At 53.1% G+C, this 12,942-nt stretch carries 9 protein-coding genes; 8 read left to right on the top strand and 1 reads right to left on the bottom strand.

Going from position 1 to position 12,942, the window contains the following annotated elements:
• Positions 1-82: 82 nt before the first annotated feature.
• Entirely contained in the window at positions 83-316 is a 234-nt protein-coding gene (locus N7326_RS08610) for a hypothetical protein (RefSeq protein ID WP_259158763.1), read from the bottom strand.
• A gap of 446 nt (positions 317-762) precedes the next feature.
• On the opposite strand from N7326_RS08610, the gene N7326_RS08605 reads away from it, so the two are divergent.
• From N7326_RS08605 to N7326_RS08570, 8 genes are all read left to right on the top strand, one after another.
• Positions 763-2,436: a cytochrome c biogenesis protein CcdA gene (locus N7326_RS08605; protein ID WP_259080263.1), complete on the top strand. Its 1,674-nt coding sequence runs from the start codon at positions 763-765 to the stop codon at positions 2,434-2,436.
• 556 nt (positions 2,437-2,992) lie between these two features.
• Positions 2,993-5,995, top strand: coding sequence for a translation initiation factor IF-2 N-terminal domain-containing protein (locus tag N7326_RS08600; protein ID WP_263088489.1), 3,003 nt, complete (start codon positions 2,993-2,995; stop codon positions 5,993-5,995).
• Between the two features lie 199 nt (positions 5,996-6,194).
• Positions 6,195-6,500, top strand: a complete 306-nt coding sequence (gene rplU, locus N7326_RS08595) for a 50S ribosomal protein L21 (protein WP_259080247.1) — start codon at positions 6,195-6,197, stop codon at positions 6,498-6,500.
• Positions 6,501-6,541: 41 nt separating this feature from the next.
• A complete protein-coding gene (gene rpmA / locus N7326_RS08590) occupies positions 6,542-6,811 on the top strand; it encodes a 50S ribosomal protein L27 (RefSeq protein ID WP_259080249.1) in 270 nt (89 codons plus the stop codon).
• A 199-nt stretch (positions 6,812-7,010) separates the two neighbouring features.
• A complete protein-coding gene (locus N7326_RS08585) occupies positions 7,011-7,280 on the top strand; it encodes a hypothetical protein (protein WP_259158765.1) in 270 nt (89 codons plus the stop codon).
• Positions 7,281-7,582: 302 nt separating this feature from the next.
• On the top strand, positions 7,583-9,649 hold the full coding sequence (locus N7326_RS08580) for an Ig-like domain-containing protein (RefSeq protein WP_263088487.1): 2,067 nt from the start codon (positions 7,583-7,585) through the stop codon (positions 9,647-9,649).
• Positions 9,650-9,671: 22 nt separating this feature from the next.
• A complete protein-coding gene (locus N7326_RS08575; protein WP_263088486.1) occupies positions 9,672-11,228 on the top strand; it encodes a carboxypeptidase-like regulatory domain-containing protein in 1,557 nt (518 codons plus the stop codon).
• 246 nt (positions 11,229-11,474) lie between these two features.
• Positions 11,475-12,942, top strand: a 1,468-nt coding sequence (locus tag N7326_RS08570) for a hypothetical protein (RefSeq protein WP_259289625.1), incomplete at its 3' end; no start/stop codon positions are given.

The following is a 12,942-nucleotide window of genomic DNA, read 5'->3' as shown; positions in this document are numbered from 1 at the left end:
CTGATTGTAAACTCAGATCTGCTAACTCGCCTATCGACGCGCGCACAGACCTGAGATCCTCGCTGGCTGGAGGGGTATAGATCTATTTTTCTTTATCCATTTTGTCGGACTCCATCTTATCCATTTTGTCCATCTTGTCGGACTCCATCTCATCCATCTTGTCCATTTTGTTGGAGTCCATTTTGTCCATCTTCTCCATGGTATCTGACTCTGTAGTGACGGCGGGTGTGCTGGTTGCATCATCACCACAGGCGACGAGCCCAGTGGAAGTGATGGCCATGGCGATGGTGGTTGCTGCAAATTTACGTGAAATCATGAAAACTCCTTAGAGAGCTAACGAGGTGGGAATAGTGGTACGAAGTTTTCTCTCAGCCTGTACGTGCAGAGCAAGGACTTTCTAAGAGAACAAGCACAGCACGGAAAGTGCTTGCCTTTTAGGTAACTTCATATCTATAGGTACGGAGAGCTCGGCACAACGGATTGCGCTTGTGTTAAAAAAAAGTTCTTCGCTTTCGCACTTAGGCTCCCATAGGAATGATTGAACAGCGGTGGAGCATATATTTTCTCGTCTTCTATTCATCCTATAAGTGCACGTCAATAAGGTTCTTCCGAAGGGGGCCTGGAAGGGGTCTTGCAACGAGAATCAATCTCTTTCCTTTAGTTCTCCGAATATATGGGTAACGGCCTTTCACAACGATTCTCGTTATTTGGGTGAAAGCTACGTTGAACCATCATCTTCACCATATAAAAGGACACCCTATGATTTTCTCCATGGTCTTTATTGGCCTCCTCGGCGGTATTCTCACCAGCCTGTCGCCATGTATTTTGCCCGTGTTGCCTTTGATCCTTGCTGTCAGTGGCGGCAATAGATGGCGTCCTTACCTCGTTCTCAGTGGGTTGGCCACGAGTTTCGCAGCGCTCACCTTAGTGGGGTCCGTAGCACTCAACGCCTTAAGTTTGCCAGGGTCCACGGTGCGTTGGGTTGGTATCAGCCTGCTCGTTCTTGTTGGTATCGGTATGCTCATCCCTCGTCTTGGCGAGTTGATTCAGGCTCCTTTTGATAAAATCCCGAAGCCGTATTTCCTGCAAAATAAGGTGCGCAACCGCGGCGGCTTCGCTGTTGGTCTTGTTCTTGGAGCTGTGTATGTGCCATGTGCAGGCCCCGTACTGGCAGCGATAACAGTAGCCGCTGCCACAGGGGAGCTCGATGCTCGCATCTTCGTTCTCACTATTTCTTTCGCAATCGGTGCGGCACTCCCTCTTCTAGCTTTCGCGATCGGTGGCAATAAAGTAGGGGAGCGCGTGGATTGGTTCCAGCGTCACCAGGCGGGGATCCGTCGCGGCTCTGGCTTATTAATCATCCTGCTCGCTGTTGCACTGATCTTCAACGCCCCCGCCGCTATTCAACGCGCCCTCCCGGATTGGACCTCTTCAGCACAGCACGCTCTCGGGGAGCAGGTTGATAAGGTTCGAGAATCAGGCAATACACCGCGCCAGAAGGGTGACCTTGAGTACTGCCGTCGACAAGAAGACGCGACCCACGCTCACGACTGCGGCAAGTTACCCGCCTTCGAGGGGCTAGAGAACTGGTTCAACACTCCCGGTCCGATCGACCCGCACACATCCGGCAAAGTCACCTTCGTCGACTTCTGGGCCTATGCATGTATCAACTGCCAACGCGCAAACGAGCACATAACGAAACTCTATGACACCTATAAGGACTATGGCCTCGACGTGATTGGCATTCACGCCCCCGAATACTCCTTCGAGGAAGATATCAACAATGTTAAGGCCGCGGCTCGCGATACTGGCATCAACTACCCCGTCGTACAAGATAATGATTTCCGTACGTGGAAGAATTTTAATAACAGGTACTGGCCAGCCCACTACCTCACCGACCACACGGGTACTGTGGTGCAGATCCACGAAGGCGAAGGCAAGTATGCCGAGACTGAAACCCTGATTCGCCAGCTCCTTGTGGATCGTGACCCCACCATCACACTGCCAGAACCAGTAGAGAATAACGTGGTGGAGGCTCTACGCGAGCCGAGAAGCCCAGAAACCTATCTCGGTGCCCGCCGGTCGAAGTACCAAGCTAACCCGAGTGCTGGAACTGGGCTCATCGACTATGGGTCTGCTCAGACGCCGCAGCTTGGCTTTTATTCCCTCGCAGGGACATGGGACATAGGGCCAACGAGTATCAAGCCCGCATCACCCGAGGCAGCAATCAAGTTGAACTTCCAGGCCAAGTGGGTCCAGCTGGTGCTCTCTGGCACCGGAACAGTAACGGTCGAGCGCGAAGACGGCACAGTTAAAACCTTCACTATCACAAGCGATGGCAGCCTCGATATAGTCCGGGATCCTAATAACCACACGGAGCTCATCACTATTACCCCCACCGCAGGTCTGGAGCTCTACTCGTTCACTTTCGGTTAGATAAAAAATTTTAGGGGCGTGGCGTGGATACGATCACATCACGCCCTCTTGTGGTCTCTAGACACGTGCGCATGAGGTGTAGTTTCTCTCAGGAAGAGTGTTAGCTGCACAAAATTTTTGGTTCTATGGAACAATAGGCACTGGCGCATCACCACTGCCACTTTCTAATTAAGGAAAGGGACGAGCCTGATGGAAATAATCATCAGGGATTCCGAGGAGATCGCTTTTATAACTGAATATGACCACAACGACCGTGTAGTAGCCGAGGTGACAGAATTGCTCGGATGAGCACAGCGTTGGAAAAAACTTATAAAAATATAGGCTTCGAAGTGTGCAAGCTGCTCTGCGATGGCTGCAGATTCTGAGATAACTAGCAGGATTTGCGCCCGGGGAATTTAAGGCGGCACATTCATTCCTAGCACTCAAGAATACGGTGCCGGGCTATGGGCGCGAGAATCATCGCGCTAGTTGGATGAGTTTTTGCTCCCGCGCGCACCAGTTGCTCAATCCCCGCTAAGGCTACTCCCACACAATTAATTTCGGGAGAACGTCAATCGTGATTGACCTAAAACATATTAACGAATCTGCACTGCCAGAAAAGATTCGAGTCTACGCACTTGCCCAAGAACTAGGATTAAAATCCGGCGAGCTCATCAAGGAGCTCAAGGCCGTGGGCGTGAACAAGGCTGCTCAGTCTAACCTGTCACGTGCTGAGTACACGCAGCTTTTCGCTGCCCTGCGCTCGGGCGGAAACCAGGGCGAAAGCTCAAAGGACAAGACCGACGATTATACCGACGAGGAAAAACTGCGCTACCGCGTTGAGAAGAATGTAGAAAATGAGATCCACCAGATCGAAGAGAAGGTGGATAAGGAACTGCAAGAATCGCTACCGGCCACCGAGGAAGATGATCTCAGCACCATACTCGCCGATATCGACTCCGAGGTTAATTCCGGGGTTGATCTAGAACCGATTATCACCCCGCCACCAGCGCGTGTGGAGTTCCAGGTTCCGCAGTTCCTAGCACCCGCTGTCGAAGTAGACGCTGAGGTAGAAGATGTAAGTACCGCTGACACCGAGGACGACGAGGATGCAACCTTATCGAAGAAGCGTCGCCGTGGTAAGCGAGGTACCGGCCGTGGGCGCAAAAATGCCAGCCCAGAATCAGTAGAGGTCGATGACGATGATGTGGAATTAGCGGATGAACCGACAGCCCTGAGAGGATCTACACGTCTCGAGGCGCAGCGCCGCCGACGCGTGGAAATGCGCGAAGAATCCCGCAAGAAGCGACATATTGTGTCCGAGGCTGAATTTCTAGCGCGCCGGGAATCCGTCAAGCGGACCATGGTGGTGCGTGAACGTGAACGCTTCGATGCCGTGGGTATGGTAACTCAGGTAGGCGTACTAGAAGACGAGCTGCTCGTGGAGCATTTTGTGACCTCTGATGCGCAGGCCTCCATGATCGGGAATATTTATCTAGGACGTGTTCAAAATGTCCTACCATCAATGGAAGCGGCATTTATAGATATCGGACGAGGCCGCAACGGAGTGCTCTATGCAGGCGAAGTAGACTGGCGCTCGGCTGGACTTGGGGGGCGTCAACGCAAAATCGAGCAAGCCCTCAAATCCGGCGACCAGGTGCTCGTGCAAGTGGTCAAAGACCCTGTGGGCCACAAGGGTGCGAGGTTAAGCACTCAAATTTCGCTCGCCGGACGCTATTTGGTCTATGTTCCAGGCGGACGCTCAGCAGGAATTTCGCGTAAACTTCCAGCACCGGAGCGCAAACGTTTGAAGCATATCCTGCGCAAGGTGGTCCCTGGTGACGGAGGTGTCATTATTCGCACGGCCGCCGAGGGAGTATCCGAAGAGGCAATCTCAGCCGATGTGAAACGTCTGCACCAACTCTGGGAGCAGATTGAGCACACCACACAGGCTGAAAAAGACTCGAAGGGAGCCAAACCGGTAACGCTCTATGAAGAGCCAAATATGCTGGTCAAGGTAGTCCGAGATCTCTTCAACGAGGATTTTTCCACGCTGGTGGTCGACGGTGCGAAGGCATGGAATACCGTTCACGCTTATATTAAATCCGTAGCCCCTGATCTACTGGATCGGCTAGAAAAATTTGATCGCAATGCTCATGACGGTAACGATGCTTTCGAAGCTTTCCGTATTAATGAACAGATTCACAAGGCCCTCTCTCGCAAGGTGTGGCTGCCTTCTGGCGGCACTCTCGTCATTGACCGCACCGAGGCGATGACTGTCATCGACGTGAATACCGGTAAGTTCACCGGTCAGGGCGGCAATCTTGAAGAAACCGTAACGAAGAATAATCTGGAAGCCGCTGAAGAGATTGTGCGCCAGATGCGGCTGCGTGACCTCGGCGGCATGATTGTGGTTGATTTCATCGATATGGTGCTTCCTGAAAACCAGGATTTAGTCCTCCGACGCCTTACTGAGGCACTCGGGCGTGATAGGACGCGCCACCAAGTCTCCGAGGTAACCTCGCTTGGCTTGGTGCAGATGACGCGTAAGCGGCTTGGCACCGGTTTGTTGGAAACCTTTGCTACAGACTGTGAGCACTGCGAAGGTCGTGGTGTCATTGTCCACGATGACCCAATTGAACACCGCGAATCGGTTCACGAATCCCGCGGCTCTCGCAGCCCTAAACAGCAGGATCCGAAGCAACACCCCGCAGTGGTCGCAATGGACCACCACGAGGAGACGGAAGATCACGCGCCAACTATCGAGGAGCTAGCTGCCGCGGTAGTGGCTGTGCCCATGGAGGACGAAAAGCCTGCAAAGACCAGGCGTCGTCGGGGCGTTAAAAAGCATGCTGAGCCGGAGATCGAAGAATTCGAGGCCATTATCGAAAGCGCCATCGATATAGCTGATGCCGAAGATCCCGATCAGCCGACGGGCGCAGACTACCTGCCGCACACTTACGAGGAAGCGATCGCTGATTTTGAGAAATCGCCGCGCCGGAAGCGCAAGGTGCGTGGGAACTCTACCAGCGACACTCCGCCGCAGCGTAGTGACTTCGCCAGTGAGCTCGCAGCCCAGGCCGAAGAACGAGACCCCAAGGAAGTAGTCCAAGAAAAATCCACACCTCAGCCTTCGCGCGGTCGGCGCCGGGTGAAGAAAACCCACCTAAATCCGAGCGCAGAGAACTCATCGGTAGCCGCAAAGACGACGCAATCTGCGGAGACCGCTGAGTCGCATGACGCCACCCAGGCACCAGACTCACATCATGATGATGCAGTGGTGAGGCGGCGGAAAACGAAGCGAAGAGTTGTCAAAACCCAGCGGCCTCAAGAGTCCCTGCGCGAGGAGTCCAGTTCCACCCGCGAGGAGACCAACTCCAGCCAAGACAAGTCTCAGGCAATGGTGGCGGATGAAAGTGAGGTGCCAACTCACACCAAGCGTCGCGGGAAACGTCGCGTGGTGCGAAAGAAAGCAGAGATGAGTACTCCTCCAAGCCCAGGTGTGAAGGAAGAAGAAACGGTGACAAAGAGCGCCCATACCCGCGGCCGCCGACGCGCTGTGCGTCGTGGGAAGCGCTAGAGTGCTATTTGTCTTTTACTGCCTCTAAAGGGTAGTCTTTGACAGTCGCTGTTTTGAGAATACAATACGACTTGCAAGACCCTCACCTTTGCGGTGTAAGTCCTGTTAAGTAGTGAAAAATCGAAACAGATAAATAAAACGTTAAGTTCACTAGGGGATCTTATCCTCTAGTCCGAGAGAGATAAGGGGTAGCCCTCGTATGTACGCGATCGTCAAGACCGGCGGCAAGCAGTACAAGGTTGCTGAAGGTGACCTCGTCAAGGTCGAGAAGATCGAGGGTGAGCCAGGTTCGTCCGTGGCTCTTACCCCGATTCTGCTCGTCGATGGCGCATCTGTTGTGTCTAAGCCCGAGGAGCTCGCTAAGGTGAGCGTTAATGCTGAGATTGTGGACCTGGTTAAGGGTCCAAAGATCAAGATCCTCAAGTACAAGAACAAGACTGGTTATAAGAAACGTCAGGGTCACCGTCAAAAGTTGACCGTGTTGAAAGTAACCGGCATTAAATAAGGCTCACCGGCCTTTCTAGATTCCTAAAGGAGGGAAACCACATGGCACATAAGAAGGGTGCATCTAGCTCCAGTAACGGTCGCGATTCAGAGGCAAAACGCCTTGGTGTTAAGCGATTCGGTGGCCAGCGGGTCAACGCCGGCGAGATCCTCGTTCGCCAGCGCGGAACCAAATTCCACCCCGGCGAGAATGTCGGACGTGGTGGAGACGATACCTTGTTTGCTTTGGCAGCAGGCTCCGTCGAATTCTCTATCAAGCGTAACCGCCGCACTGTGAATATTGTTCCTGCGGCTGAGACTGTCAGCGCGTAGTATATTTTCTTCATAAAAGCCAAGATCGCCGTTAACCGCGGAGATCTTGGCTTTTATCCTTGCTAGACTATGGGGCGCGCATAGTTATGGATAGTTAAAGGAAGATACCGCCTAGGCCCCTCGTAAGATAGGGGAGCAGGCGATTAGAACGCGCGCAGCCGATAATGCGTTCGCAAACGAAAAGGATGAGAGTTTTTCCATGAAGATCAACCGTGTGGTTCTCAGCACGCTCAGTGCCATTGCCCTCGCTTTGCCGATCTCTACCACTCCCGTTACCGCTGAGTCTATAACCACTTATGCCGCGCAGGCTTCAGGTAGCCACAAGGCTGGCAGTAGCGATAGGCCCCGTACCGACAACGGTAAAACCTTAGAAACTGTTCTTTTAGCACTGGGGGGAACCGTCGGTGTCTTAGCCTTCCTCGCTCTTTTTGCTGCCCCCATTCTCAGGATTATCGGCGTTCGCATTTAAATCGTAGAACGCGAAAGAACCAGCCTAGCGCTGGTTCCTCCTCGTATTTGGCGCTTGACTCACTCTAACTTTGTCTGACCTCGCCTGAGCAGGGACTAGTTTTATGTGCCAGCCCTGTATCCGTCACGTTCTCATGCTCGGCTAGGGGAGAAAGTAGCTGAGCCGTGGATAGCTGAAGTGTGGGAATTCATGGGCCTATCAGGCAACCCTCAGTTGTCGTCCATGTAACATAGTAGGTATATACCTCGACTTATTAGTTAATCCACTATGGAATTATCTTCCAAGAAAAGACGTGATGCCCTATGCATTCAGCTCGATCTCTCTTCACGGCTATAGTTTCGGTGAGCGCAGTAGCTGCCACTCTCTCCATTCCAGGAGCGAGCGCGGCTGTGCGTACATCGACAGTACCCGTGACTTTCCACTGCGATGCTCGTCCGAGTAACGGAGGTCTCTATTTCCCCGTCATGGGCAATTATCCTAGCGATGATTATCAATTAGAACTGCAAGCTACAGTGACTGCTCCCAGTGCTGTGCGTGTGGGGGAAAGCTTCGAGTACACCATCGACCCTACCGTGGCTGGCATCCCCGATCCGCTATATATTCCCTATTTGGGAAGCAATGAAACTCTTGAATTGACCAAGATTTCTCGCGGTAAGATGAATATCACGGTACCCTCTGAGACATCGCTTGAATCAGTAGCTCTCGGGGTGAGCCCCATTGGAACAGTGTCTAAGTTCGATCAGTCTTCGCATACGGTCTCTATCCAAGGCGACAGCGATATTGATGGGATCAATTTCGATCGCCCAGCAGCCTTGATCACCTCGTATGCGGTGAGCAAGTTGAAGCACGCTGGCTTTGAAGGCGCATCCAACGGGAGTTACTCCGGTGTAGATTTTCCAGCCGTGAGCTTGCGGCTTACCGCCAATTCAGCCGGCACGATCGCACCCGCCTTCCCGGTGGGGACGAGAGTCATGAATGGGTACACGAGCGATAATTTCTTTTCTTTCTTCGCTTCAGCGTCGTTGCGCAGTCCTAATGATCGTCGAAGCGTGGGAACTGTCGCAGTTCGCTGTGGCGTAGCCCAGGGAGAACTCCCCGCGGTAGAAGTAGTAGAAACCCCTGCTAGGCAAGTTGTTCAGCTCCAGGTGGATGCTAAGGAAAAGGCTGTTAAAGGGGAAACTCTTGCCATGTCGGTGCTTGCTACCGACGCTGAGTCCAACCCCCTAGCCGGTCAAGACGTTTCCCTTATGGTCGGGGAAGTAATACTCACTGGAGTTACAGGTAGTGATGGGCGTAGTACCTTCGATTACCGCGCAGATGCGGTCGGTTCCTTCCGCGTTACTGCTACCAGCGATAAAGTAACGTCTGCTGCCCGTACCTTGAATGTTGAAAAGCCTGTTCTCACATTGAGTGTTCCCACCAATTCGGCAACAGTGACTGATTTTATTCCGGTAACCGCGAATGTCTACCAGGCTGACGGTTCGACACCAGCACACCTAGATTCTCTGGATTTATGGGTCAATGATCAGAAAATAACGCTTCATCGTGCGCCCGATGGCTCCTTTAAGTATCCTATTTCGTCTCGCACTCCGGGTCGGGTTATCCTTCGTGCTCAATCAGGTGACTCCTCCAGCGAAGAGTTGGCGCTCTATTTCGATCCACGCAGTGGGATCGTAGCTACTAAGCTCATCCTCGAGGTACGGCCCGACGTTCTCTTCGCAGGTCAGCCCGCTACGTTTATCGCGCGTGCAACCGATGATTACGGTCGTCCGGCGACCCCTCGGAGCGTTAGCTTCTATATAGATGGTGATGAAATCGCGGAAGTAACGCCCAATAGTGATGGAGAGTATCGGTATATTTACTCCACCTTGCCCGCCCGTAGTTTCGAGCTCATTGCTCGAAGCGGCGATCTAGCATCAGCACCGTATTCGGTCGTACCAACGATCCCGCGGCGAGATCCGAATATCCCCCTCGACGAGGCGAGCGAGGTTGAAGTAACGCAACAGATCGGTACCAACTACCTTTCCTATCGAGGAACTGTGCTAGGTCCGAACGGAACTCCCTTGAGCGGATACCGCGTCGATGCCTATGTAAACGGGGCAATTGTCGATAGCTTTAATACCTCCGCAAGCGGTACCTTTAGATATCGTGTGCCGATCGTCGCAGGGGAGCAGTACACCGTGAAATTTGTATCCGGAACAGTCTCATCGAAGGAATTTACCTACCCAGATTCTCAGGCTAGCGATCCCTCTGACTCTTCATCGCAGGAGTCCTCCACAATATGGGCGATTCTCGGTTCCCTTCTGGGGGCTGGGGGATTGTTAGCAGCGATCTACGCTGTGGCACGTCACTTCGGATTAGTAAACTAATGAATAGGAAGGTTATCCACGAGTGAAAAGGATCCTAAGCGCGAGTATCTCATCTTTGCTCGCCGGCCTCTTGATCGCGGCCCCACAGGCTCAGGCCGTAGAGAGTACCACCGATGTAGATTTTGGGTGCCACTTATACAATCCTTCAACCTTATTGCTTAACGGATTCTGGGGCGAGAAATACGGCTTTATATTTCGAGCAAAGGTCTCAGCCCCACAGACCGTCGCAGTAGGAGTACCCTTCACCTATACGGTTGAGCCTGGACGGATAGAATTACCGGCTACGTGGTCCTATTTAGCCGAGCGGCCTCAGGTCACAGAGTTTTCTCGAATTTCTCTAAAGATAGCAGCCCCCTCCCAAGCAGAGCTCGTCAGTGTGGAAAAATCTGCGGGCGGAACAAAAGGCTTAGGGATCACCACCGAGCAAAGAGAAATAACAATTGGAGGCGACCTGACTGTTGCCGACGACGATGCCTTTTCTCGTCTCGATAGCTACGAATCGGGGGGAGTATATGCTAGTGACACCGGTTCGAGCTTTGCCGTGGACATCCCCCCGATTTCCCTGACAATGAAAGCTACTCAGCCGGGTGATCTCGCTCCGGCATTCCCCAAGGCCGCCGACAACCGAAATATCGGACCGGGAAGCTTTTTCAGCGGTTTAGCCAGAATGAATTACCAGGGTCGCCAACAGAATTTCCTAGTCCGCTGCACTCCGATAGCAGCTAATCTTCCGGCGGTAACCGCGGTCGAGCAAGATACCCGCCGCGCGGTTGCCGCAATTTCCTTGGAGTCATCCCTCGATACCCTCGAGGCTGGAAACGAGCTCATGCTCCGTTCGCGGGTGACAGATGCCGCGGGTGGCGGAATACCCGGGCGCTCGGTTGAGTTTCATATCGGGGGGCGTATATTTACCGAAACCACCGATGCCTTAGGGTACGCCCAGTACCAGTTCCGACCCCTCATCCCAGAAGACTACCGCGTGCTCGCTCGCGCTGGCGGTAAAGAGGCGTCGGTAACCGTGAAAGTTCTGCCCAACAACGCAGTAAAACCCAAAGCTGCTCAGCCCGCACGCCTCCACCTAGACCCTCCACAATCCAGTTACGAATTTGGAACTCGCATCGAGCTCTCTGCCGACCTAACCTCAGCAGATAATCAGCCAGTTACCAACTATCCCGTCTATTTCAATATCTACCGCGCAGAAAGCGGGGCGGTGTATAGAAGCTTTGTGTCCCGCTCGGACACGTTCGGGATGATTTCTCAAGCCATTGAACTCGGTATACCTGGAGCCTTCGAAGTTCAGGCAGTAGCGGGCCTGCAGGGCGAAACCACTTCTCAGGTACTCAGCGATAGGTACGCCTTTACCATTCGCAGCGGAGAAGCCCCCGCACCACCCGCGGTTGAAGGCTCTCGCGAGCCTAGCGCGAGATATACCTCACCACTGGGAAAGATCCTTATTAGTATTGGGTCAATTCTGGGAATTTTAGGAGTGGGAGGAGTGCTATTTGCTATCGCGCGTCACTTCAACCTCGCTCTGCCTAATTTCCCACAGTTGCCGCCTCTGCCACCATTATTCCCCTAGGCAAAAATCAGCGGAAAGAGGGGTACAACTACGATGAAAGTTGTACCCCTCTTTCCGCTTTTTCTTTGACTATTCAAAGGAAGTTTCTGCTGTTTAAGCCTATAATAAGCGCAAGAATCGTCCAGTAGAAAATGTGATGAAATAAAATTCTTCAGCAGTGTAATAAAAATGCCCAATCTAGTGATTAATGTATATGAGGGAGCTTAAGAATTTTGCCCCCGAAATTATCTACGAGAAAGCTAGGTTGTGGCCTCATTGAATACCCCCAAAAAAATTCTCGCCGCACTGCTGGGACCGGTTCTAGCAGCCGGAGTAACCGCGGTACCTGTTCACGCTGATAGTGTCAGCTCCTCACTCGAGATTCCTTTGCGATGTCAAATGAAAGCCGACGCGACGGGTCGTAACCTGAACTCTGGACTTTCCGGCAACTACTCTTCAAGTATCATTTCTTCGGCCACGGTTGATATCGAAGCTCCAGAAACGGCACGTGTAGGTGTGCCTTTCGAGTACAAGTACACCGTCAAAGATCTTGCGGTGACTAAGGAGTATAAATTTGCTGGGTCATTCTGGACCACCAAGTTTGACCTGATTCCAACGGAGATCTCGCGAGCCAGCATCAATATTCATAATCCTTCTGATACGTCTGCGAGTGCGGTTGTGGCCCAAAATGCAGATGATATTAGCGCCACGGTCACCCCTACTGCGGTACGGGTAGCGGCCTATGTCGCTAATGAAAACAACAGTGTCGACGGCCTCACGAGCGCCCCACTGCGCGGGACTCGCAACAGCGACGGCGCTTTGCAGCTTGACTTCCCTGAGACAACTGTCACCTACACCGCCGCGGAAGCTGGAGATGCTACCCCATCTCTACAGCCTTCGTCAGCGTCCTATGACAATGCTTTCTTTACCGCAATGCTGAGTGCCGATGTGAAAAATGGTGGAGCCGATGCGGTACCCATCAATTTCCTCCTGTGGTGTACCCCCGGAAGCGGGGCCCCAGCGCTGCCGAGCGTCAGTATCCAAGCGGCAGCAACCCCTGAGAAGATCACCCTCGAGGCTCCAGAGTCAGTGGTGACGGACGATCCATTTACGGTCAATGGCCAACTCTTCGATGCGGCTGATCAGGCCGTGGCTGGAGCTGGGGTTACCATCCGCTACGGCACAGAGGAACAGCAAGTACGCAGTAACGATCAAGGTGAGTACACCGCCGAGTTCACAGCGCAAGGTGAAGGTGCTCAGCAAATAGAAGCCGTTGTCACCGATCACCCCACCGTAACCGAGCAAGCGACGATCACCGTCAAAGCTAAAGCTGCTGTGGAGTCGGTTTCAGTGACGGCAACACCAGACCAAGTGGAATCTGGTTCTCCCGTAACGCTACGCGCCGAAGTGACTTATACCCCTGGCGACATCGTCCCAGCGGACAATGTCAGCTTCCACATTGGTAGCACGAAAGTTTCTGCCACCCGCGCGGGCTCCGTGTACACCGCTACCTGGACTCCTCCGCGCGCTGGCACATTTGACGTTAAAACTACTATCGGCGGTGTCGAATCGAACACGGTGTCGTTAGTAGTAACTGGAGGGCAGACTCCTGTTGTTCCTGCGAGTGTTGTGGGGTCTCAGGTGGAGTCTGCGGATTCGTCGGTTGTGACTTTTGTGGTGGCGGATAAAGATGGTGCGCCGCTTGCGGATCAAGAGGTTGTTGTGACTGTTGGTT

Source organism: Corynebacterium sp. ES2794-CONJ1 (assembly GCF_025660615.1).
Lineage (GTDB): Bacteria > Actinomycetota > Actinomycetes > Mycobacteriales > Mycobacteriaceae > Corynebacterium.
The sequence above is the reverse complement of the archived record's forward strand: the minus strand, read 5'-3'. Positions and strand labels throughout refer to the sequence as shown.